Origin of the sequence: Cerasicoccus sp. TK19100 (assembly GCF_027257155.1) — a bacterium.
Lineage (GTDB): Bacteria > Verrucomicrobiota > Verrucomicrobiia > Opitutales > Cerasicoccaceae > Cerasicoccus > Cerasicoccus fimbriatus.
The window spans coordinates 446,330-469,481 of the sequence record NZ_JAPWDU010000006.1 but is presented as its reverse complement, the minus strand read 5'-3'; the positions used below and the strand labels follow the sequence as shown (position 1 = coordinate 469,481).

23 protein-coding genes are annotated in these 23,152 nt (G+C 56.9%); 10 read left to right on the top strand and 13 right to left on the bottom strand.

What is annotated here, in order from left to right; translation table 11 throughout:
- Positions 1-37 precede the first annotated feature (37 nt).
- The 8 genes from O3S85_RS16985 (at position 38) to O3S85_RS16950 (ending at position 7,126) form a co-directional block, all read left to right on the top strand.
- Complete coding sequence (locus O3S85_RS16985; protein WP_269542000.1) at positions 38-532, top strand: arsenate reductase/protein-tyrosine-phosphatase family protein; 495 nt, start codon at positions 38-40, stop codon at positions 530-532.
- Positions 533-534: 2 nt separating this feature from the next.
- Positions 535-981: a ribose 5-phosphate isomerase B gene (gene rpiB / locus O3S85_RS16980; protein WP_269541999.1), complete on the top strand. Its 447-nt coding sequence runs from the start codon at positions 535-537 to the stop codon at positions 979-981.
- A 35-nt stretch (positions 982-1,016) separates the two neighbouring features.
- On the top strand, positions 1,017-2,120 hold the full coding sequence (locus O3S85_RS16975; protein WP_269541998.1) for a hypothetical protein: 1,104 nt from the start codon (positions 1,017-1,019) through the stop codon (positions 2,118-2,120).
- Between the two features lie 64 nt (positions 2,121-2,184).
- A complete protein-coding gene (locus O3S85_RS16970; protein ID WP_269541997.1) occupies positions 2,185-2,727 on the top strand; it encodes a hypothetical protein in 543 nt (180 codons plus the stop codon).
- 87 nt (positions 2,728-2,814) lie between these two features.
- Positions 2,815-4,086 (top strand): serine hydroxymethyltransferase, encoded by a 1,272-nt coding sequence (gene glyA, locus O3S85_RS16965; RefSeq protein WP_269541996.1) that lies wholly within the window; start codon positions 2,815-2,817, stop codon positions 4,084-4,086.
- 154 nt (positions 4,087-4,240) lie between these two features.
- A complete protein-coding gene (locus O3S85_RS16960; RefSeq protein ID WP_269541995.1) occupies positions 4,241-4,993 on the top strand; it encodes a type II secretion system protein in 753 nt (250 codons plus the stop codon).
- A 204-nt stretch (positions 4,994-5,197) separates the two neighbouring features.
- The gene (locus tag O3S85_RS16955) at positions 5,198-6,871 is read left to right on the top strand and encodes a putative manganese-dependent inorganic diphosphatase (protein ID WP_269541994.1); all 1,674 of its coding nucleotides are present in this window, start codon (positions 5,198-5,200) and stop codon (positions 6,869-6,871) included.
- A gap of 36 nt (positions 6,872-6,907) precedes the next feature.
- On the top strand, positions 6,908-7,126 hold the full coding sequence (locus tag O3S85_RS16950) for a histidine kinase dimerization/phospho-acceptor domain-containing protein (RefSeq protein ID WP_269541993.1): 219 nt from the start codon (positions 6,908-6,910) through the stop codon (positions 7,124-7,126).
- Positions 7,127-7,329: 203 nt separating this feature from the next.
- Here O3S85_RS16950 and O3S85_RS16945 read toward each other — a convergent pair whose 3' ends face one another.
- Positions 7,330-8,016 carry a YggS family pyridoxal phosphate-dependent enzyme gene (locus tag O3S85_RS16945; RefSeq protein ID WP_269541992.1) on the bottom strand — a complete coding sequence of 229 codons (687 nt, stop codon included), beginning with the start codon at positions 8,014-8,016 and terminating at the stop codon, positions 7,330-7,332.
- Between the two features lie 72 nt (positions 8,017-8,088).
- Between O3S85_RS16945 and O3S85_RS16940 the strand changes: the two genes are divergently transcribed.
- Positions 8,089-8,991 (top strand): LysR family transcriptional regulator, encoded by a 903-nt coding sequence (locus O3S85_RS16940; RefSeq protein WP_269541991.1) that lies wholly within the window; start codon positions 8,089-8,091, stop codon positions 8,989-8,991.
- Here the strand turns inward: O3S85_RS16940 and O3S85_RS16935 are convergent.
- From O3S85_RS16935 to O3S85_RS16880, 12 genes are all read right to left on the bottom strand, one after another.
- Positions 8,988-9,437: a phage holin family protein gene (locus O3S85_RS16935; protein WP_269541990.1), complete on the bottom strand. Its 450-nt coding sequence runs from the start codon at positions 9,435-9,437 to the stop codon at positions 8,988-8,990. The two genes, O3S85_RS16940 and O3S85_RS16935, sit on opposite strands and share 4 nt — an antisense overlap.
- 3 nt (positions 9,438-9,440) lie before the next feature.
- On the bottom strand, positions 9,441-9,983 hold the full coding sequence (locus O3S85_RS16930; protein WP_269541989.1) for a hypothetical protein: 543 nt from the start codon (positions 9,981-9,983) through the stop codon (positions 9,441-9,443).
- Between the two features lie 81 nt (positions 9,984-10,064).
- Positions 10,065-11,327, bottom strand: coding sequence for a replication-associated recombination protein A (locus tag O3S85_RS16925; RefSeq protein WP_269541987.1), 1,263 nt, complete (start codon positions 11,325-11,327; stop codon positions 10,065-10,067).
- A 222-nt stretch (positions 11,328-11,549) separates the two neighbouring features.
- On the bottom strand, positions 11,550-14,153 hold the full coding sequence (locus O3S85_RS16920) for a PQQ-dependent sugar dehydrogenase (RefSeq protein ID WP_269541985.1): 2,604 nt from the start codon (positions 14,151-14,153) through the stop codon (positions 11,550-11,552).
- Between the two features lie 415 nt (positions 14,154-14,568).
- Complete coding sequence (locus tag O3S85_RS16915; protein WP_269541984.1) at positions 14,569-14,778, bottom strand: hypothetical protein; 210 nt, start codon at positions 14,776-14,778, stop codon at positions 14,569-14,571.
- A gap of 14 nt (positions 14,779-14,792) precedes the next feature.
- Positions 14,793-14,951 (bottom strand): hypothetical protein, encoded by a 159-nt coding sequence (locus O3S85_RS16910; RefSeq protein WP_269541983.1) that lies wholly within the window; start codon positions 14,949-14,951, stop codon positions 14,793-14,795.
- Positions 14,933-18,130, bottom strand: coding sequence for a cytochrome c biogenesis protein (locus O3S85_RS16905; RefSeq protein ID WP_269541982.1), 3,198 nt, complete (start codon positions 18,128-18,130; stop codon positions 14,933-14,935). Before O3S85_RS16905 ends, O3S85_RS16910 begins: the two co-directional genes overlap by 19 nt.
- Positions 18,130-18,813, bottom strand: a complete 684-nt coding sequence (locus O3S85_RS16900; RefSeq protein WP_269541981.1) for a hypothetical protein — start codon at positions 18,811-18,813, stop codon at positions 18,130-18,132. The genes O3S85_RS16905 and O3S85_RS16900 overlap by 1 nt, the downstream gene beginning before the upstream one ends.
- Before the next feature lie 146 nt (positions 18,814-18,959).
- Positions 18,960-19,637: an HAD family hydrolase gene (locus O3S85_RS16895; RefSeq protein ID WP_269541980.1), complete on the bottom strand. Its 678-nt coding sequence runs from the start codon at positions 19,635-19,637 to the stop codon at positions 18,960-18,962.
- A 62-nt stretch (positions 19,638-19,699) separates the two neighbouring features.
- Positions 19,700-20,503: a fumarylacetoacetate hydrolase family protein gene (locus O3S85_RS16890; protein WP_269541979.1), complete on the bottom strand. Its 804-nt coding sequence runs from the start codon at positions 20,501-20,503 to the stop codon at positions 19,700-19,702.
- 286 nt (positions 20,504-20,789) lie between these two features.
- Positions 20,790-21,383 (bottom strand): HNH endonuclease, encoded by a 594-nt coding sequence (locus tag O3S85_RS16885; protein WP_269541977.1) that lies wholly within the window; start codon positions 21,381-21,383, stop codon positions 20,790-20,792.
- Positions 21,384-21,487: 104 nt separating this feature from the next.
- Positions 21,488-21,868 (bottom strand): hypothetical protein, encoded by a 381-nt coding sequence (locus O3S85_RS16880; RefSeq protein ID WP_269541976.1) that lies wholly within the window; start codon positions 21,866-21,868, stop codon positions 21,488-21,490.
- Between the two features lie 82 nt (positions 21,869-21,950).
- Here O3S85_RS16880 and O3S85_RS16875 point away from each other — a divergent pair, with 82 nt between their 5' ends.
- A complete protein-coding gene (locus O3S85_RS16875) occupies positions 21,951-23,102 on the top strand; it encodes a serine hydrolase domain-containing protein (protein ID WP_269541975.1) in 1,152 nt (383 codons plus the stop codon).
- Positions 23,103-23,152: the final 50 nt, after the last annotated feature.

Here is a 23,152-nt window from a genome sequence, read left to right as displayed (position 1 = left end):
GCATGGATCGCGCGGGGCGGTATAAGTTTTATGCCATATGCCCGAGCGCGACCACATCATTGTCGTTTGCACCGCCAACATCTGCCGCAGTCCGATGGGAGAGCGCCTGTTGGCGCATGCTCTGGCCGCAGAGGATGCACCGCTGAATCAGCTAAAAGTCGCCTCGGCCGGGATTTCCGCCTACGATGGCGATCCGGCTTCGCAGAACTCAGTCAAGGCGCTCAAGAGCGTGGGTCTGGACCTGCAGGACCACAGCAGCCAGCAAATCAGCCAGGAACTGCTCGATAAGGCCTTTGCCGTGTTTTGCATGACGCAGACTCACCGCGCGCTGATCGAGGTGCACTTTGAGCACGTGCCGAAGCATTTATATCTGTTTCGGGAACTCATGCCCAAGGATGCCTCCATCGAAATCCCGGACCCCTACGGCCGCAATTTGCCGGAGTATGAGCTCTGCCGCGACTCCATGGTCGAAGCCATCCCGAGCCTGCTGCAATTTCTCCGCGAGCAATATCCTCCCTACTACAATTCCTAGACATGAAAATTTCCATTGGTTCCGATCACGGCGGATTCGAGCTAAAAAGCGCGCTCATCGCCTCCCTGACTGAAGACGGCCACGAAATCGTCGACCGTGGCACGGACAGCACCGCCAGCGTTGACTACCCGGACTTCGGTGAAGCCGTCGCTAAGGACGTCGCCGGCAAGACCGTTGACTACGGTGTGCTCATCTGCACGACCGGCATTGGCATCAGCATCAGCGCGAACAAGGTTCACGGCGTGCGCGCCGCAGTCTGCCACAATGAGGACGCGGCCGAGTTCAGCCGCCGCCACAACGACGCCAACATCATTTGCTTTGGGCAAAAATACGATACGCCCTACATGGCCGCGAAAATGACGCGTATCTTCATCAACACCCCGCAAGAGCCGGGTGAACGCCACGAACGGCGCATTCAGAAGATCGCCGCCATCGAAGCCGAAGATTAATCGGCGCTCATTCTGGACCGATAGAACGAGCCACCATGTTCTTCCGCCGGAAATCCAAGCCGCCCCAAATCATCCCGTTTAACCAGCGGGTCACGGCCTTCTGGCAGTGGTATGCCGCTGAGGCGCAACGTTTCTACGACACCATCGAGGACAAGCGCTGCCCCGAGCTGGCCAAAGAAGTCAGCGCTAAGGTCAACCAGCTACTCCCGGGCATGGCGTGGGTCTTTGGCCCTGGCCCCAAGGAGCAAGGCGGGCATTCGTTTACCCTCTCACCGGAGGGCAACGCCCACAAGCGCCTGCTGAGCGATTACTGGCTGGCGCAGGCACCCAAGCTGCCCGGGTGGACCTTTTACGCCTCGCGCCAACCCTCGCATACGATCAGCGCCGAGACCGGCATTAACATCAAGGACCTCACCATCAAGGCCGGCGAAACCTGGGTTTCCGCCCACCCGCAGCGCGACAACCAGATCATCAACCTGAGCGCCTGGCATCCGTCCTTTGAAGAGCTGCCCGAAAAAGCTGCCTACCAGATCACCTTCATCATGCTCGACGAGGCCCTCGGGGAGGACGCGGTGGAAAACCACATTGGCGAGATCCACATCCGCAACGACCGCCTGGCCAACTCCGTGCCCATGCACGAGCTGCGTGATGAGGTGGAAAAAATCCGCGCAAAGTGGGAAGACGCCGCCCCACACGGCAGCTATCAGGTGTATCAACTGCCCGAGCCCAGCGACCGCTTTCTGCGGGCTGACACCATCGCCGGCAGCACACGCCACATGAAGCTGATCAACGAATACCTCGGCGAAGAAGGCCAAATGGCCGACGACCCCATTGCCGAGCTTGGCGCGGAGTTTGCCTTTGTCTGCTTCCCGAGCACCCACCTGCCCCGCGGTGAAGAGGCCACCAAGCGCGGCGAAATTGAAGATGCCTTGGAACAAGCCCTGCAGCCCGATCAGCGCGGCATCTGCCTCGGCGGCGCTACCGGCATGCTCAATACCTACGTGGACCTGCTGTTGTTCGATCCGGGCCCGGAAACCATTTCTCGCCTCCAGGCCGCTCTCGCCCCCTTCCAACTGAACGGCGACGCCGCGCTGCACCCCTTTTACGGTAATTCGCAGAAACCGCGTTGTCGGCTTTGAAGCGTTACAAACGAAGCCCTCAATTACCATAGCGTGATGGTCTAAGATCGGGGATAATCAGACCATGAAAGACCGCTATCCTGAAAACATTACCATCGAGATCGACCGCGATCGACTACGTCGGTATCTGAATAGTCTCGGGCTTAGCTTCATTTGTTGGCTATTCGTCATGTTTAGTGGCCTGATTGGCCTAAGTCGCGGTACTGAGGGAGTTCGCGACATCGTAGAACCTACCTACTGGAAAATAGCACTGCACTTAGGCGCATCCATCGCATTCTGGATAATGCTTGGGCTGGCGCTAGCCCTGGCCATTTACTTTGTTTTGATCCGCAGATCGGCGGCTCGCCGCGCAGATGAAATCGAGCTGAGCGTGGTGGGGCCATTCCTACACATCAAAGATAATCTGGGCATGCGCTTGGACCGGAAAATTCACTTCCGCGCGATTGTCGACTACTCCGTCGTCAACGGCTGGCTGATGAGGCGTCACGGCATCGACACCCTCAAGCTTACCACCACAAGCGTCAATGCCATCAGCATCCCCGGCGTAAAGAACGCAACCGAAGTCCGCGACATGTTGGCCGAGATCGATGCGGCCCGGGAATTGTGAGGCATTGGCGCAACCCGGAAAGTTATGCAGGAAACCCGGATTTTCCTTTGCGAATGGCGCAAAATGCATCAACTTAGAACTTTGACCATGATTACCGAAGCAACTTCCGCCTTAGACGCCACCCCGCTCGCGCAGCTCGATCCCGATATCTTCGCTGCCATGGAGCAAGAACGCGCCCGTCAGCAGAGCCATATCGAGCTCATCGCCTCGGAAAACTTTACCCTGCCCGCCGTCATTGAAGCCGCTGGCAGCGTGCTGACCAACAAGTACGCCGAGGGCTACCCGGGCAAGCGCTACTACGGCGGCTGCGAGTTCGTCGATGTCGTCGAGCAGATCGCGATCGACCGCGCCAAGGCCCTCTTCGGTGCCGACCACGCCAACGTGCAGCCGCACTCCGGCAGCCAGGCCAATTTCGCCGTCTATGCCGCCACGCTTCAGCCCGGCGACAAGATTTTGACGATGAACCTCTCCGACGGCGGTCACCTGACCCACGGCAACCCGGCCAACTTCTCCGGCAAGCTGTATGACGTCGTCCACTATTTCGTGAGCCCGGAAGACGGCCGCATCGACTACGATGGCCTCGCCGCCCAGGCGGAGAAGGAAAAGCCCAAAATGATCACCGTGGGCGCATCTGCCTACCCGCGCATCATCGACTTCGCGCGCATGGGTGAGATCGCCAAGAGCGTTGGCGCACTCCTGCTGGCCGACATCGCGCACATCGCCGGCCTCGTCGCCGCCGGTGAGCACCCGTCACCGGTTGGCATCGCAGACTTCGTCACCACCACCACGCACAAGACCCTGCGCGGCCCGCGTGGCGGCCTGATCATGTGCAACGAAGAGTTTGCTAAAAAAATCGACAGCGCCGTGTTCCCCGGTGGCCAGGGTGGCCCGCTGATGCACATTATCGCGGCCAAAGCCGTTTGCTTCCAGGAAGCCGCCAAACCGGCCTTCAAGGAATACGCCAAGCAAGTTAAGGCCAACGCCGCCGCGATGGCCAAAGCGTTGACGGAAAAAGGCTATAAACTTACGAGCGATGGCACCGATAATCACTTAATGCTAGTTGATCTTCGCCCATCGCATCCGGACCTGACCGGTAAGGTCGCCCAGATCGCGCTGGACAAGGCCAACATCACCACCAACCGCAACACCGTTCCCGGCGAAACGCGTAGCCCCTTCCAAACCAGTGGGTTACGACTCGGCGCACCCGCCGTCACCTCCCGTGGCATGAAGGAAGCGGAAATGGTGAAGATTGTAGAGGCGATAGACCTGGTCCTCAGCGACCCGGAAAGCGAAGAAAAAATCGCTCAAGCCAAAGCAATCGCATTGGAACTTTCCGAAAAATTTCCCCTCCCCTATTAGATCAAGAAAAGAGCTAAACCCTTGAAAATATCGCACTTTGGCGAGAAAATTTGCTTTTCAGCAGCCAGAAAGTGATATTCATATCATAACCTGAAATATATAATAGGCGCAGGTTTAATCATTTGCGTCTCAATCCTAACCCGACACCCGGAACATGACACTATCTCGTAAAGAAATCAGCCGTAAAGGCTTCACCCTTGTTGAACTCCTCACGGTTATCGCTATTATCGGCATTCTGGCCGCAATTCTGATCCCCGCAGTGGGCAGCGTTCGCACCAAGGCCGACCAAGCCAAGTCCTCCAGCAACATGCGCCAGATCGCGCTTGGCTTTAACAATTTCGCAACCAGCGGCGGTCGCACCAAGTCCATTGCCGATGGCACATTCTCACCACCAACCACCAAGAATGCAGCGAACAGCCCCAAGGCATTCGCCGAAGTTCTGGCCTACAATGTCGACCTGAGTGACGCTTCCCTGTGGTTCCTCGCTTCAGACGAAGACGTTGCCGCGATGGATACAGTTCCTGGCTTCATCGGTGTGCGCACCGACACCGGCGGCTTCACCCGTAACGAAACTTGGGGCAGCATTGGTGATAACGACCCGAGCTACTCCGTAGCAGTCGCACTGAGCCCGAATGCACCGACCTCCACCACCCCGTTGATCTGGACCAAGGGTCTGGACAGCAGCGGTAAGTGGAGCAACACCTCCCCCTGGACCGGTGAAGGTGGTCACATCGCATTCATGGACGGCCACGTGACCTTCTACACGAACATCTCCGACACGGAAAACCAACTGGTTTCCGGCTCGGCCTCCGAGACTCCCGGCACCCCCACCAGCGACATCAGCCAGGCGATCAAGACCACCTCGAACTCCAAGCCATACCCTGCTCCCGGCGGAGGAGGTAGCTAAGCCGAGAATCGAAAGATCCTATTTTTCTCAAGCCGGAGCACCACGCTCCGGCTTTTTTCATGCCCTACGTCAGTAGATTTCAGCCATGACGCGTTTGGTAGAATTCGCGCGTTTTCATTCATTTTCTTCCATTTCTGCCTTTCAGTCTCGCATTCGACAAATAGGTTGGTAATTTGCTAAGTTAACATTACCCGAACGCTTTACATGATCCCCACATACATCATTGGTCACAAAAATCCGGACGCCGACGCGATTTGCTCGGCGATTGCCTACGCCTCGTACAAGGAAGCCACTGGCGAAAAAGGCTATGTTGCGGCCCGCTGTGGCAATTCCAACGCCCGGATCGATGCCATCCTCAAGCGCTTCAACCAACCGCTTCCTCTCTTTATTGGCGATGTGACCCCCCGCGTGCATGACATCATGCGCCGCAAAATTTTCCGCATCGATGACAAGGCCACCTGTGCCGAAGCCCTCGAGATCATCGACGAACACGACATTCGCTCACTGCCGGTTATTGATGAAGCGGGCATGCTCGCCGGGCAGGTTTCCATCTTTTCACTGGGCGAATTTTTCATCCCCAAGCCCAAAGAGCCGCGCAAAATGCGCCACGTATACACCTCGATCGGAAACATCATCTGCGCGCTCAAGGCCGAGGTGCTCAACGTCGTTGACCCCGAGCAAGTCGAAGATCTCTACGTGCGCGTCGGCGCGATGGACATCCGCTCCTTCGGCGTGTTTACCGAGAGCGAAGGCGTCTCCTTCAAGGAAAGCATCGTCGTCGTAGGCGACCGTTATGATATCCAACAGAAGGCCATCCAGAGCGGCGCGCGGCTCGTCGTGATCACCGGCGGCCTCGAAGTGGACAAGGAAGTCGTGGAGTTTGCCACGGATCGCGGCGTCTCCCTGATCGTCAGCGAGGCTGACTCTGCCACCACCTCGTGGATCATTCGAACCGCCACCCTGGTGGCACCGATGATCGATCGCGAAGTGCCCACCTTTTCCGCCGATGAAAAAGTCCTCACGGTGAAGCGCAAAATTGCCACCTTGAGTGCCCCTATTTTCTGCGTTGTTGACGAGAAAAAGAAGCTCATCGGCCTCTTTTCCAAGACTGACTTGCTCAAGCCGGTGCCAACACGCCTGGTGCTGGTTGATCACAACGAGCTAGGCCAGGCCGTCAATGGCGCGGGCGATGTCAACATTGTCGAAGTCATTGACCACCACCGCCTTGCTAACCCAGCTACTGCACAGCCAATCTACTTTCGCAACGAAATCATCGGCTCGACCAGCAGCATCATTGCGAGCATGTTCCGAGCCGCAAACATCACCCCCTCGCCAGAGATCGCGGGCGTTATGATGGCTGGCCTGGTCTCCGACACGCTCAATTTGCAGAGCCCCACTTCCACGCCCAAAGATGCCGAACTGCTGCCTTGGCTGTCTGAAATTTCCGGTGTCAGCGTGGAGGAAATGTGCGACATTGTCTTCAACTCTGGCTCAATTATCCTGACTTCCTCGCCTGATCGCGTCATTGAGACCGACTGCAAGCAGTATGAGCAGGGCGGCATTAAATACTCGGTTTCACAGATTGAGGAGCTCGGCTACGAAAATTTCTGGAAGCACCATGATGCCATTCAGGCTGCCCTGGAGAGCTACCTCGAAAGCCAGGGCTTGGATTTCTCCTGCCTGCTCGTCACCGACATCAATCAGCAAAATTCCCTGCTCGTCACTGCGGGCGACAGCGAAATCATCGCGAGCATCAACTTCACGCATATCGAACATCATCGCACGATTTTCGACCTGCCGAGCATTGTATCGCGAAAGAAGCAGTTGATCCCCTACATCAGCAGCCTGCTGGACAGCATGGGTGTGGAAGCGGTTTGAGTTGCACAACGCGCAATAACACCCATCGTAACCCCCATGAATCTGTCGGATAATGAGGAAAACTCCTTCCGCTCGCTAGTGCATGACCTCAATGGTCAGATATTCCTGATCCGGGGCCACTGCGAGATCCTCAAGCGTACCCAGGACGAATCCCAGACCGAAAAAAGCATCCAGCAGATCCAACAGGGCACCGATAGGCTGGAGAGCATCGTGCGTGATCTGCGCGAGAATCTCGGTTTTCCCAAGGCACCGTAACTTTTCGCTTAAAGGCGAATCATTGGTTCCGATTATACATGTAGTCATACATGGAAACATCTACCCATCATTCGACTAAGGTCCATATCATCGGCGACAGCCCAGAGCTTAGCAAGATTGCGCCTGCAGACTCTGCCGAGGCAATGCGCCGCGTGGCCGAAAATCTCTTGGACACTGCACTGGCCGACCTATGGCGCGACAATTCAGCGCGCTCCAAAAAAAGCGCTGCCAACGCGCAGCATCGTGCTTCCTGAGGCTACAGCCGCCTCTAAGTCGCCACTCATGCCCATCGATAATTCGGGCAAGTTGACGCCGAAACGCGCCTCCAACTGATCCCGCAAATCCCGCAACCGCTCGAAGCATTTTCGGGCGACATCCGGATCATCCGACAGGGGAGCAATGGTCATCAAGCCGTCCACTTGGAGCGACTCCAGACCAAGAACAAGCTCCAGCACCGCCGGAGTTTCCTCACAGCCGAGACCGAACTTCGCCGGATCATCCCCCGCGTTCACCTGTAGCAGAATCGGCAGCACGCGCCCCTGCTCACTGGCAGCGGTGGCTAATTTCTTCGCCAGCTTAGCGCTATCGACGGACTGCACGCGGTGAAATTTCTCCGCGGCTAGTTTTGCCTTGTTGGACTGCAAGTGGCCAATGAGTTCCCACTGCACGCCAGCATCCGTCGTCATCTTGTCCACAGCCTCCTGCACCCGGTTTTCACCGACTGCGGTGTAGCCCGCCCGGCCGGCGTAGAGCGCGGCATCGATGGGGTGAGTCTTCGTCACCGGCAGCACTTTGACTGTCGCCGGGTCCCGTTCGGCACGCGCGCAAGCGGCTAAAACCCGCTCCAGCACGCGTTGATGATTTTCGTAAAACTGCTCGTAGGTAATCACTTCGAAAAGGCGATAAGTTTATCTATTTTTTAGGTTGCAATCCAATTAGCAATTGTGATATTAGGTTTTATTATGCATATTGAAAATCTGAAAATCTTTTCTGATCTCGTTGAAAGTCAGAGTTTTTCGAAGGCTGCTAAATTAAATGGCATTACCCAGTCGGCCGTCAGCCAGCAATTGCGCGCGATGGAAAAGCATTTTAATGCGCTAATCGTGGACCGCAGTCAAAAGCAATTCCATCTCACCCGCGAAGGCGCGAAGCTTTACGAATCGTCCAAGGAGCTGCTCCATCTTTATGAAAAGCTGATGAGCGAGCTGCAGGAGATGAAGAAGGTCATCAGCGGCACCATCCACATCTCCACGATTTATTCGATTGGCCTGCACGAGCTGCCCCCCTACGTGAAAGAGTTTCTGCAAGAGTTTCCCGACGTCAACGTCCGCGTGGAATACCGCCGCGCCAACCTCGTTTACGAAGACATCCTGCACAATGCGGTGGACTTCGGTCTCGTTGCTTATCCGCAAAAAATGCGCCAGCTCGAAACCATCCCCTTCCAAGAAGACCAACTCGTGGTTATTTGTTCGCCAAGCAGCCCGCTGGCCAAGCAAAAATCCGTCGACCTCAAGGAGCTCGAAAACCACAAATTTATCGGCTTCGATCAGGACATCCCAACCCGCAAGGCCACCGATCAACTCTTCCGCGACAACAAGCTCGATATCGATCCCGTCATGGAATTCGACAACATTGAGACCGTTAAGCGCGCCGTGGAAATCGATGCCGGCATCGCGCTCGTGCCCTCGACCACGGTCTTGCAAGAGGTCAAGCAAGGCCTGCTCGCCTCCGTCTCCCTACGCGGCAAGAAGGTGACACGCCCCCTGGCAATCGTCCACCGCAAAGGCCGCGTATTGACTCCGGCGATGAAGAAGTTCGTCAAGCTTCTGACGACCAAGGACCTGATCCACAAACACGTGGACTAAACGTCGATCACGTCATCATCGCGGCGATCCGGACCCTTACCGCCGGATTGGCCGCGATTTACGCGTACGCGCACATTGCGCGGTCCACCGAGCAAAGCCGTGGCCAGCCAGTTGGTGAAGCTCACGACAAATGCGCCCCACAGCGCCGAGCCAAAGCCCGCCACTTCGAAGCCGGGCACAATGCTGCTTGCGAGCCAGAACAGCAAGGCGTTGATCAGAAAGATGCCCAGCCCGAGCGTCAGCACCACAAAGGGCAACGCAAAGAGCAGCAGAATCGGCCGCAAGAAGACATTGAGCACGCTGATCAGCAACACGCCCATGACCAAGGAGCCATCGCTGCGAAAGCTAATGCCGTCACTCGTCCAAGCTGCCAGCAACACGCCTAGCGCAATGAGCACCCAGGATCGCAGCCAGGCCAGCCAATTATTCGCTTTCGGTTCGGCCATGCCTTAGTTTGCCGCTTTCTCTTCCTCGGCAGGTGTCTCCACTTCCACGCTGGTCGGAGTAACCGACGTCAGCTCCAGCTTGTCGCCGCCTAATTGATCTAAAATATGCATGCCGATAAACTCCTTCTCCTCGTAGCTATCCTTGTAGTAGGCATCAGGGTTCACGGTCTTCTTTAAAAACAGACGCACCTGATAGCGATATGGCGGCGAGATAACGCGCGGAGACGTCATCATCAGGCCGCTGGGCTCAAGGGTGATGGTCATGTTGGCGTTGGATTTCCGCACAAAATTTGAATAGTGAACGATCAGCTTATCCACCGGTGGCGGTACCAGAAGACCTTCGGCGTCCATGAAATATGCCTGGAAATTGTTATTCACGATGCGCAAGTTGAGCTGGGCGGCCCCCCACTCCTCTTCATTGATATCCAAGTATAGGCCAAGCTCCGGCTCGAGCTTTTGCCCCTCTGCCACTTGCCCATGCAGCGCTCCGGTCGCCATCAGCAACAACAGCGCCAGACCATATCGAAGGTTTTCTGCAAATTTCATGAACTAATTTCTAAGCCACTAAGGACCAATGCTCAAGCGACAAGTTCCCACACGGGTCAACAGCCCACAGTTAGAGCACTTTCACTCCTGACCTCCCTCACTGCGCTGGATCTCGGCCTTAATGGTCCGCCACTGTGCCAGCCGTTCGCCAATAGCGGTCTCGGCACCGGACTTCTTAGGCCGGTAAAAAGTTTGAGGCTCGATCATGTATTCCTGTCCGGAAACGGCTTCCGGGTAATCGTGGCTATAGCGATACCCCTCGCCCTGCCCAAGCTGCTTATTGAGCTTCGTATGGGCATCGCGGAGCCACATTGGCACGGCTTGCAGAGGCCCGTTGCGGATCGCTTGCTTGGCCGCGCTGATCGCCATCGTGGTCGAGTTGCTCTTGGGCGCGCAGGCCAAAAACACCGTCACGTGAGCAAGGTTCAGCTCACACTCAGGCATGCCGATAAACTCACAAGCCTGAAACGCCGACACCGCCAGCGGCAGCGCACGAGAGTCCGCCATGCCAATATCCTCGCTGGCCAAAATCACGAGCCGCCGGGCAATGAACCGCGGATCTTCGCCGCCGGCCAGCATCTTAGCCAACCAGTAAAGCGCCGCGTCGGGATCGCCCCCGCGCATGCTCTTGATGTAGGCAGAAATCGTGTCGTAGTGCTCGTCCTCGTTGTTGTCGTAACGAATCTGCCGTTCCCGGGCGAAGACCTTTAAATCCTCCGTGGTCGCCTTGCTCCCCATCGGCTTGCTGAGCACCAATGTCTCCAGCGCATTGAGCGCGCGACGGGTATCGCCATCACACAGGCGCGCCAGGCCGATTAACACCTCGTCCGGTGCCGTGCAATGGGTTTTGCCGAGCCCGCGCTCCTCGTCCTCCAGCGCCCGTCGCAGCACCTTGACCACCGCGTCTTCGGGCAGCGGTTCCAGCCGGAATAGATGGCTCCGCGAAAGCAAGGGCGGAATGACATAAAAGCCAGGGTTATGAGTCGTCGCCCCAATCAGGCGCACGTGTCCGGCCTCGACATCGGGCAAGAGCAGGTCTTGCTGCGCCTTGTTGAAACGGTGAATTTCGTCGATGAAAAGTATCGTTCGCTGATCGGGCTGATAGCGGGCCATCCGAAGCACGTCGCGCAGCTCGGCCACGTTCGACAGCACGGCATTTAAACGCACGCAATGGCTACCAGTTTCTTCCGCAATCACCTCGGCCATCGTCGTCTTACCACAGCCCGGGGGACCGTAAAACAGCAGACTGCCGAAGGAATCCGCCTTGATCAACCGCGGCAGCAGGCAATCCTCGCCCAACAAGTGCTCCTGCCCAATAACTTCGGATAAATTCCGCGGCCGCATCCTAACCGCCAGCGGCTGATGCGCCTTTGCTTTCGCCGGAGTCCCCCCAACCTGCGCACCCGTTTTAGGCTCGTCAGATTGAAACAGCGAAGGTTGATCATTACGCGGCATACCAACCACCAACCTGAACCGCCACCGCCCCGCATGCAACCATTCGCTGCGGAATTACTGCCCTTTTCGGGCAAGCACTAGGCCGTAAACTCTCGCGAAACGCCTGCTTTACTAGTCTTCGGTGGAATCTGGAATTCCAGGAAATACAAACCGCAAAAAAAGCGGACTCTCCAACTCGAGATCATGAACCATGGTGGCTCCGCCCTCGGTCGAAAGCAGAGACTGCGGTCCCTGCTCCCAAAGTTGCCAATCAACGAGATCATTCGAAGCTTCAATCAACAGCGGTAAGTTGCGAACAGTTTGATACTGGAGTTGCAACTGATCACCGTCCATCTGGAATGTTGGCTGCCAGGCATCCGCAAATCGGTTCGGATTCGTGCCAGCGAGATGCTCAAATTCATTCGAAAAGCCATCGCCATCAGCATCGACATCTGCAGCGGATTCAGGCGCTGTTAGGCTGAAATAATTCTCAATCCACTCATGGTAGGATTCATATCCGGCTAGCGATAAAATCCAATCACGGATCAGCGCCACGCCCTCATCATCGATTTCGAAAGTCGCCAGAGGGGGCATTCGGGTAAAGCCGTTGCAGGCACAAAGTCGCTGCAGCAGCACAGAGTGGTCGGGGTCCCCCGGAACGATAACGCGGTTGTCCGGATCGCCATTGCCTCCAGCGTCGTTGCCGGGCAAAGCGTTGATCATCCCCGTCCCTCGCAAACTGCGATGCGGGCGCAAATCAATATCCGATATCGCGGCACCACCGGGCTGGTGGCATTGTGCGCAATTGACCGCCAAGTAGCTTCTCGCTCGAAATTCCAAACTCTGCGATTCGTCTGTTTTGGTCGCAAAAGCTGGGATGTATTTGACCTCCTCGCTGTCTGGCCCTCCAGCCAAATACCCCATGGCAGTCAGCCCAGCCAACACGTTTTGGTACTGCCCCGCAAACTCATCGGAGCGGTTTAGCTGCCGTGCATTAAAGCTCAGCGCAAAACCGGATACCGCACTGTGGCACTGCATGCACTCAGACCGGCTGGGAATGCGCCACGTTTGCGTTTTTTCAAACCCGTGCTCATCAACGATATCCAAGGCAATATCCACGCCATCGGCACTCGCTAGGGTGGCTTCGGTTCCCGCCTCGTTCCACTGGTAAGATACACCATAAGCGCCGGCTTCGGTTTTTACCAGAAAGCGCGTTTCGATGCGTTTTCGCGAGTCTGGATTACCCCGCTCCAGTTCCAGTTCGAAGTGCTTGGCCCAAATCGCGCCAGTGGGTGCCGTCCAGCCCTCATCGAGCGAATAGTCAAAGGGCTCCTCACCACTCAACGCAAACCAACGCTGTTTGATGGCATGGTCGGACCAAAAGCTGACATTCGGCTCATACGGGATAACTCCGGCAGCGGGCGTCATATCCTGCAGTGAGGTAAAAGCACCTGTTTCCGAGAGCGTCTCCGGTAAGGCTGCTAACTCATCATTGCGGACCAATTTCATAATCTCGCCACTATCACGAATGCTGACTAAGATCTCACCTGTTTGTGGATGCAGATCAAATTCAGTCAGCGAAGTTTGTTGCGTAAGCAGCTCACGGGAAACCGATTCTCCATTGTAACGCAGCGCCCAAATACGCCCTGAAACGTAGTCCCCAAACACGTAGGCACCCGCTAGTTCAGGATAAAAATCTTCGCGGTAAACCAGCCCACCTATAATCGCACGACCCTCATTGCGTGGATAAACATGGATGGGAGGTGTTTCGACGAAGCCCTCGGGCTGTTGATCGCTCTTAAACCCATCAATCAGGCCTTCCCGGTAGGCCCAGCCGAAATTTTCGCCGCCCCGCGAAATATCAACCTCTTCTTGGGCGTATTGCCCGACATCGCCAATCCATATATTCCCCGAAGTGTCATCGATCCAAAATCGAAACGGATTGCGCAGACCTATTGCGAAATACTCCATGATCACCTCTTCGGCATTCACCGGACTGCCATTAAAGCTGGTGGCACCAACCCAGGGATTGTCCGCCGGAATAGCATAATTGGCTTTCCCAGTCTCAGGATTTAGCACCACGCTCGGGTGACTGTTGGGCTCCAGGTTTCCGGGCAGCCGGTCAACATCAATGCGAAACAAGCCGGCGAAATAGTCCAAATCAAGCCGCTGAGCGACATCGTAGCTGTCATTGGCATCTCCTCCATCTCCATTGGTGAAGTAGAGGTAGCCATCGCTGCCAAAATGCACGTCTCCCGCATTATGGAAAATATCTTTGTCCAGTTGATTAATTAGAATCAATTCGCTGGTCGGATCCGCGACATTCGGATCATCCGCAGAGACTTGAAAACGCGAAAGCCGGTTGTAGCGAATCCGTACACCATCAATGAACTCATGAGGCGTATAATAGACGTAAAAGTAGCCGTTGCTAGCGAAATCCGGGTGAAACGCCACGCCGAGTAATCCAGATTCCCAAGCATTCTGTATATACTTTAAAGAGAGGAATTGCTGTTTTTCGAGCACAGGCGCATTCAAATCCGGGATCACCCACAACATCCCCCCTTTCTCTCCAATAAATACACGATCACTCTCTCCAGGCACTGTGGTAATCGTAATCGGGTCAGAAAAACTCAAACCCGGAAAGGCATTTTCCAAGGAGTAAGCACTTACATTATCAAATGGTAGATCCGTATCTGCTTGCTGAATATTCGCGCTGATCGAGGTAGAGCTCAGCATGCAGAGGATAGCTAGTAAAATTCGTGCCATGTTACTTAAGTGTCAGCGATAGGAATAATTATTCCACAATAAACACAGCAAGTCGTCAATTTTTCTGACCTTTGGCAATATCCAAGGCACACAGCAACTGGGCAAAAAATAGTCCCCGCCCTGCTAAGGGACGGGGACTGGCTGCTACTACTACTACTACTGCTACTACTGACTGAAAGGTTGGTTTTACCCAACACTTATGTCGTCAATAATATATACGACATGTTCCGGAAAATATTAGGGCTTTGCACGTTTTTTTTTATAAAAAATGTCGTTTGTTACAAATTTTGTTTAAAACAGTGGCTAGTTAGCAAAGCAGTGATGTGGTTTCACCAAAAAACCTAGGCAATTTTACCTAGGTTTCTCGTTTTTCCAGTCAAAATTTTTACGGATCGATCTGCGGATCGCCAGTCGGGACGTAACCTTGCTCATACTCGACTTCTTCAAGCTGTTGCTGATTTTCGTAACCCAGTTCAGCTTTCTCATTTTCGTAAATCTGCTTCTCCCGAGGGGTCAGCGGCTTACTCTCGCAGCCAGCGAATAAAAAAGCGCCCAATAAAGAGCTAATGATGAACGTAATATGAATCTTTTTCATAAGATAATGTGTTCTCAGTTACCCGGGGCCTGTGGTTGATATTGTTCGCGCTTTTGTTGCATTTTGAGAACCTCTTCTGATTGGCTATTATCAGTAGTTGCAGATGACGATTCGCAAGCGGTCAAACCAAGGGCGGCGATGACCGTAAGGACGATCAGGATTGTTTTTTCCATCGGCTGTAGCTTGACCAGTATTTCAGCGGAATCAAGCCAATGGCGATGAAGAACAGCTGGCTCACCCAGAAGATCGTTAGCCAAGTGAAGGCCGCGCTCAGGAACCCATAGGAGTGCAGGCCGATGCCGAGCAAATTCGTCCCGAACCAGCTCCACGCCGTCACGATATTGCCCCCCACGGCGAGCACCATGAAGCCGCGCTCTTTGACCAAACCGCCCCAGCGTGCGTGCAGCATCAGCGCACCCCAAAGCACGATGATCAACGCGCCATTTTCCTTCGGGTCCCAGCCCCAAAAACGGCCCCAACTCTGGTCGGCCCAAACGCCGCCCAACATCGTGCCGACAAAACTGAACAGCAGCCCAAAGCAGGTGATGCCGTAGCTCATGCCGTAGAGCGTCTTGGCGGTGGATTTCTCGAGCCCCGGCGTCATCAGTCCGCGCACAATGTAAATCAGCCCCAGCGCGCCGGCCAGGAAGACCGCGCCGTAGCCCGCTGTGATGATCACCACGTGCGTTGCCAGCCAGAAGTTGTCATCGAGCACGGCACGCATCATTTCCAGCGTGTCGCCGGTCAGCGCGAGGTTATGCGCGATGATCAGCGTCACAAAGCCAATCAGCGACGCGACAAAGCTACCCACGCCGTTGCGGTAAATCCGCTCCAGAATCACGCCCAGGATGATCGACACCCAGCCAACGAAAATCGCCGACGAGTAGAGATTCGTCACCGGTGGCCGCCCTTGAATATACATGCGCGCAAAGAGCCCAAAAGTGTGCACCACCAGTGCCAGCACCATCAGCCAAAACGCCGCACGCTGAAGCGGTGCCGACCACTTAAGCCAGCTAACGCAAACCAGGAAGAAAATCATCACGTAGATAATAATCGTATAATAGAACGGCTGCATGACGTTAAACAGCTCTTCGAACTGCACACGGCTGGCGCTGGATTGCAAGGCGAGCTCGGCCTTCATCTCGGCCAGCGTTTGCGCAAATGCCTCGGGCTGCCCTTCGCGGTAGGCAACCCCCAACGCGCCGTAGCCCTTGACCACGTCACTCAGCTCGCCGCTTTGAATCGTCGTAAACATTCCCTCGCCGATGTTTAGCCAGTCGTTGCTCCCGCTGCCCGCCGGCGGCGCGGTCACGCCGAGATCCGCCGTTTGCGCGAGGCGCATGTAATAATCGGCCATCACGATGAAGGGCGTCAGCGCGGCTTCGTCAAACGGCTGACCCTGCTCACGCTGGCGCAACGCTTCGCTGCCGGGGCCGGCGACTTCCTCCCACGCCTGATAATCGGCACCGGGGTCCAGCGAGTGGCCCAGCGCGTTATACATGGTCAAGGCGTTCGTCAGCTTGATCAGCGCCTTGTGGAACGGCGTACGCTGCGTTTCCTCATCGGGGACTTGGCGCGCCATTTCGGCGAGCATCGAAAACTCCGGGCTCAGCTCATTCCACGAGAAATATTTGCGATCCGTTTGCTGCCAGCCATAGAGCGCAAGCACCTCGGCGTTGACGATGCGGAAGACCGGGTAATCGTCGGCCAGCTCCGGCTTGTAAGCCAGATCAAGCAGCCACTCGCTGGCGGTCAGCTTCCGGCCGTCATCCAGGCGGACATTTTGGCGGCCCTGAATAATGCGCAGCGAGTTGATCGCCACGGAGTCCAGCGGCAAGATACGGCCACCGCTCTGCACCGGCAGCTCGGCAAAGCTTTGCACTGCAAAGTCCGACTTCGGCTTCTGGAAAAATCCGGCACCGGTGATCAGCAAACCGATCGCCAGGAAAATACCCGGCACGAGTACGCCGCCACTCGGCGTGGTCGCGTCACTGCTTTCTTTGGCCTTCTTGGCCGACTTGCGGTTGGCGAAAGTCATCAGACTCAGGCCAAACTGCATGGTCATCCCCAGCCCGACCAAGGTGATCGCCAAATACGGCAGCCACCAAGTCGCGTTGCTCACCACTTGCAGGATCGAGGTCGTGTCTTCGTTGGCAAAGCTGGCTTGGAAAAACGTGTAGCCCTCGTAGCGCAGCGGGTTGTTCATGTAGATCAGCGTCGGGCGGTTTTCGCCGGTCTGCGGATTGTTGATGATCACATCACTAGAGAAATTTTTCGGGATGTTGGTACCCGGGTAGCGGTCGTGCTTAAAGTCGATCAGTTGCAGCGTGAACGGGAAATACGTGCGCTCGAAACGCAGACCGAGGTCGTAGCGCTTGCCCTCGTATTCAAAGCCCTGCGCCGGAAACTCCGGCCCGATCCCCGCACTGAGCAACCACGTGCCGAGCGCCTCGCCATTGGGGGCGACGACCTGCACGGCGGCGGCGGCCATGTTCGCCTCATCCTCTTTAAAGGTCGGTGGGTGCTGAATGACGATGCCGTCCATGCGCGGCGCAAAGCCCTGCATATTCAGGTCGGCAGCGTTGACCAATGGCGTGCCGTCCATGCCGATCATCACGACGTTCGGATCGCGCAGCCCCGCGATGGTGCCATTGACCTGGCGGAACTGCTCTTCGCTCATTTTGGGCGCGCCGGGCTGCTCACTTTGTATGACAAAGCTCTGGTAGTCGTTGAGCAAATTATTGCGGATGCCCATGCCCCCGTTTTGGACGGCGGCGATGATGTTCAGCGTAAAGCCGTTGGGCAGCGCGATCGTGTCCTCGTCGAGGGCCAGCTTAAACGGGATGGCGGTGACCGTATCGGAGTCGGCGGCGGACTTATCGATCAGCACGATCTCGGCCGCGCGGAAATCGGTGGAGTAATTGACCGGTGCCCCGCCCTCGTCCATCCGCATTTGGCTTTCCTCCTGCAGCATGCTCGTGGTGAAGCCACTGACGATCAGCAACAGCACGCCGAGGTGCAACACGGCGATGCCGGACTTCTTCCAGCTCGCCTTGAAATAACGGAAATGCGAGCAGCTCAGGTTGATGAGCAACAGCGCCCCGAGTGTGAAACCACCCGGCAGCGGAAACGTGATATGCGCCAGGTCCGGATCGAACTGCTGCGAGGTGAAAACCTTGATCAGCGAGACCACTGGCGACATCACCACCCAACTCTCGAAGTAGAGCTTTTGCGTGTGGTTGATGCCCCACTGGACTTGGTCCAGCGTTCCGAAAAAGACCAGCACGATCGACAGCGCGAGCAGCGCCACCGTCAGCCCAAGGGAACTAAAAAAACGAAATACAGGATTCATCAGGGAGTCTCAGTGGCCGAGAAATCGACCGTTTCCAAAAAGGCGTCAAAGGGCACCAGTTGGCTTTCCACCAGCGCGGAGTCGCCTTGCATTTTAAAGAACCAGGTGGCACCGCCTCGCGGCAAAATGGCACCTAAAATCGATTGGCCATTCTGCCCGACCAAGTGGACGATGTGGCCGTGCCCGCCGGCAAAATCTTTGTGGGTGAGCGCGGGCTGTAGACCGGCGTTATCCACCGCGGGCAAGCCCAACTGCTGGCGCCAGCGGTTGACGTTGGCCAGATCACCGCCGACGTCGCCCGGGAAGACCGTGATGGATACATCCGCCGAGCCACCTGCGCCGACGACGTCCCACGAGCCCTTTCGGACGGAGCCGGGGTCCTTCGCCTGCCAGTCGGCGGGCGCTTGCCAGGCTGGCGTTTGAAAACCGCTCACCTGCGCGACCATGCCAGGGGTCGCAGTCATCGAGCCACCGCCCGCCATGGGGCCGCTCATCATCGGGCCCGTCGCACCGCCAGGGGCTGGTATCGTCGGTGAATCCGCGGGCGCGCCAGCCGCCATCGTTGGGCGCGCGGCCGTTTGCTCCTTGGGGATCGTGTAAGTCTTGACCTCGGGTTTCGGCTTGCAGGCGGTTACCCCCATCGCCGCGATGAGAATAAGAATTACTATTGATAAGCGCTCCATCTAAGCCGCCCAAGGTTTGCCCACCCAGGTCAAAGGTCAAGGCGAACCGGACGAATTCGTCGACGCGCGGACTTTTCATCAGCATGAGTAATCGCAGTAATAATCGCCGCTGCTAGGGGGAACTCTAACTCTATAGGAACGCGGAGCTAGCCAGCAACCTCCTCCACCGCCAAGCCAAAGACTTCCTCGGCGAGGTGGACCATGTCGCGGAAAACGCCATCGGTGGGCGGGTCGTTGGCCTCCAGCTCCTCCACCGAGTGGCTGCCCGTGGCAACGACATAGGTGCGCATGCCACCAGCCTTGCCCGCCAGCACGTCAAACGGCGAATCGCCGATCATGATCGAAGTGGCCGGGTCGGCGTCCATCTGCTCTAGCGCGTATTGGCTAAACTCCGGCTCCGGCTTGCGCCAGGGCGTGTCGTAGGTGCCAATCGTCTTTTTCAAATAGGCATCGTAGCCAAGATGGGCCATAATCTTGCGCGAGCTCGGGCCATGCTTGTTGGTGAACACCGCGCATTGCACGCCCTGCTCGTGCAGCTGATGCAAGAGCGACTCTACGCCCGGCAGCGGATGCAAATCCTCGAGCATGATCTCCTCAAAGCGTTCACGGAAAAGCGTCTCGCCCTCCTCCGCGCGATCGACGCCCACGAGCTTCCCCATGGTGATCCGCACTGAGCCGCCCACCGTCGCGCGCACCTTATCATAGCTGACTGGCGGCAGCCCCATCTTACCCACCGCATACTCGTAGCAGCGGTAAATGCACGTAAAGTGGTCGATCAGCGTGCCGTCCAAATCGAAGAAAACCGTTTTTACATCGGATCGCATGGGAAACCTAAAGCAAGGCCCGCGCCTTAAGGCAAGGCTGGGGAAAATTCGTTACCAGAGCTTTAAACTTCCTCCACCACGACGGGATTCGTCAACTGCCCGATTTTTTCGATTTCCACGGTGCACTCGTCGCCGGGCTGGAGCCAGCGGTAAGGGTCGCGGCCCATGCCAACGCCCGCCGGCGTGCCCGTGAGGATTACGGTGCCGGGGAGCAAAGTCGTGCTGCCGCTGAGGAATTCGATCAGCGTCGGCACGTCGAAGATCATGTCGGCCGTGTTGGAATTTTGCAGTTGCTCGCCATTAATCGTCGTCGAGATTTGCAAGGCGTTGGGGTCGCCGAGTTCGTCGGGCGTGACCAGCACCGGGCCGAGCGGACAAAAGCTGTCGAAGGTTTTGCCACGGCACCACTGGCCGCCACCGCCGTGTTTTTGCCAATCGCGCGCAGAAACGTCGTTCGCGCAGGTATAGCCCAGCACGTAGCGCAGCGCATCGGCCTTTTGAACATTCTTTGCGGCCTTGCCAATGACCACCGCGAGCTCGCACTCGTAGTCGACCTTGGTGCTCTTAAGGTGGCGCGGCAGAACGATCGGCGCGCCGGGGTCGTTCGCGGCGTTGATCCCCTTCATGAAAAGGACCGGGTGCTCCGGTATCTGGGCACCGGTCTCCTCAGCGTGGGCGCGGTAATTCAGACCAATGCAAAAAATACCTGTCGGCGCAACCGGAGCCAGGATGTCGCCACTGACGGCCTCACCGGAGACCTCGAAGTCCCCATAAATGTCGCCCTCTAGCTTGAGGATCGACCCGCCATCTTGCAACGCGCCGTAAACAACGCGATTTCCCTGGGTGCGCACGCGAACGATTTTCATACACTAGACCTAGCGCGATCCGGCGCGCCGGAGCAACGTAATTCAGACAACGACCACAATACAAAAAGGTAGCGCGGATCGTCCCCGATCCGCAAGCAGCGGCAATCAAGATCATCAGTTCGAGCGCGCGCATGGGCGAAACCAGGCATAACTCGAACCTTCGCTCTGCCCCTCAGTCCTTGCGGATCGGGGACGATCCGCGCCACCTTATTCGCGGGCCAACTCCCTGCCCCACCGCCATTTGCCCAATGGGCAAATCAATCGGTCCAGCGGTACGCTGGCTGGGCTATTTGCCGATGAAGTGCTGCCACTCGGGCTCGGGGTCCTGCTCGTCGACGAGGCTTACGAACGGACGCCATTTGGGCCGGGCGGGCTTCTTGAGCAGGCGCATGCCAGCCTGGTGCGGCATCCGGTTCGCCTTCTGCGTATTGCAGCGAATGCAGGAGGTCACGATGTTTTCCCAGGTCGTGCGGCCGCCTTGGTCACGCGGGATGACGTGGTCGAGGTTGAGGTCGCGCTCGTGGTAATTGTGGCCGCAGTATTGGCAGACATGGTCGTCACGCTCAAAGATGTTGCGGCGGTTAAACTTTACTTCCTTGCTGGGCACGCGGTCGTATTCACGCAGCAACATCACCGACGGTATGCGCAGGCGCATTTTGACGGTGTGAATTGCGTCAAACTCCGACTCCGGCGGATTGTCCAGGGAGAACTCGATCCATTGCGCGGCGTCGAGCATTTGGAAGTTGCCGCTGGTGTTGTCCAGCGCTTGCGCATGCTCCTGCATGAGCAATGAAAATGCCCGCCGAACGCCAACGATGTTGACCGGCTGCCAGAGGCGGTTCAAGACCAGCACTCGCTTCGATGGAAAGTTCTCCGACATGGGCTGACCGAGAGTTATTCACAAGTTGTGAACAAGTCAAAGAGAAAAGATTTCAAAAAACGCTTTGCGACGCAAAGTGCGCCAGCAAAAGCGGAAGCCGCAAATTATGCGGCCAGGCTCACCCCGAGCAAGCCCAGAATGAAAATGGCCACAACGAACAATACGATCTGCGCCACCAGCGCCAGCGCGTAGATCTGCACGCCCTTGCCAAAAGTAACGCCGTAGACCCACCCGATGATCGCGCCGTTGATGATCAGGCTGATCAGCATGCCGACGATGTTCCCCACGACGGGCACGATCGAGCCGCCCCCGCCGAGCAAGCCCAGCACGAACCAGCTGATGATCATCGCGATCAGCGCCCGGCCGATGGTGTTCTCCTTTTTCGGAATCCCCGCCCAGCTCGCGCCCAGGCGCAGGCAAAGCGTAATCGCCCACAGGGCGACGAGGAACAGCACAACCATCATGAGCAAACCGAGAATTTCCATAATCCAAGGAATAAATTTTCGCGATCAATTGTCCAAGACAGAATTGCAAAATTAACCAATGGCCCTATCGATCAATTCTACAATGACGCTCACTTCCCTAATTCGGCTCACACCTTTGCTGATCCTTCCCACGCTGGCTCAAGCCGATCTGGCCTCCGATATCTACGACATCGCTGCGGCTCATCAGGATGCCCAGGGCGTGCCCGGCATGATCGTCGGCGTCTGGCAGGGCGATTCAGCGATCACCACCTTTGCGCGTGGCGTGGGCAACCTCGACACCAGTGCGCCAATCACCACCAGTGACCACACCCGCATCGGCAGCGTCACCAAGTCGTTCACCGTCACCCGTCTGCTGCAGTTGGTGGATAACGGGCAGGTCAGTCTGGACGACCCGATCAGCAAATATTTGCCGACCATTGAAAACGGCAGCGCCACGCTACGCCAGCTCGCCAACATGACCAGCGGCATCTACAACTACACGGCAGACGGTGCCTTCGTAAACGAGCTCTTTAATGACCTCACCCGCGAGTGGGCTCCGCAGGAGCTGGTCGATGTCGCCGATCGCAACGGGGCCAACTTCGCCCCCGGCGCACAGTGGCAGTATTCCAACACGAACACCGTCGCCCTGGGCATGGTCATCGAGCAGGTCACGGGCAACACACTCGCACATGAAATCAACACCAACGTCCTGGCCCCGCTCGGCCTGGACAACACCCTTTACCCGGTCACGGTCGACATTCCCGATCCGTTTTCGCGCGGCTACGGCGTGTTCGACTCGGAGGTTGGCTACGAGGACATTACCACGTCCAGCCCGAGCTCATCCGCCGGCTCCGGCGCTATGGTTGCCGACATGGAGGATCTCCGCATCTGGGCCGAGGCCCTCGCCTACGGCACGCTGCTCTCACCCGAGATTCAGGCCGAGCGCCTGCAAATGATCGACCTATCCGGTGGCGGCGACGGCCCCGAGTATGACGCCTACGGCCTCGGCATTGGCGAGATCGACGGCTTCCTGGGCCACACCGGCGACTACCTTGGCTATCAGGCACTGGCCCTTTACGACAAAGACACCGACCAAACCGTCGTCATTTTAACAAACCTGCTCTCCGGCGAGCACATCCCCACGGACATCTTCCGCGACATCGCCCCCCTGCTCATCCCTGAGCCGGCACACTACGCACTGATGTTTGGCGGCGTGCTGCTGGGCGCGTTGGTTTGGCGGCGACGCGGAAGATAGCGGTGGATAGCGGAACGTTAGCGGTGGATAGCAGATCGCGACGGAGCGTT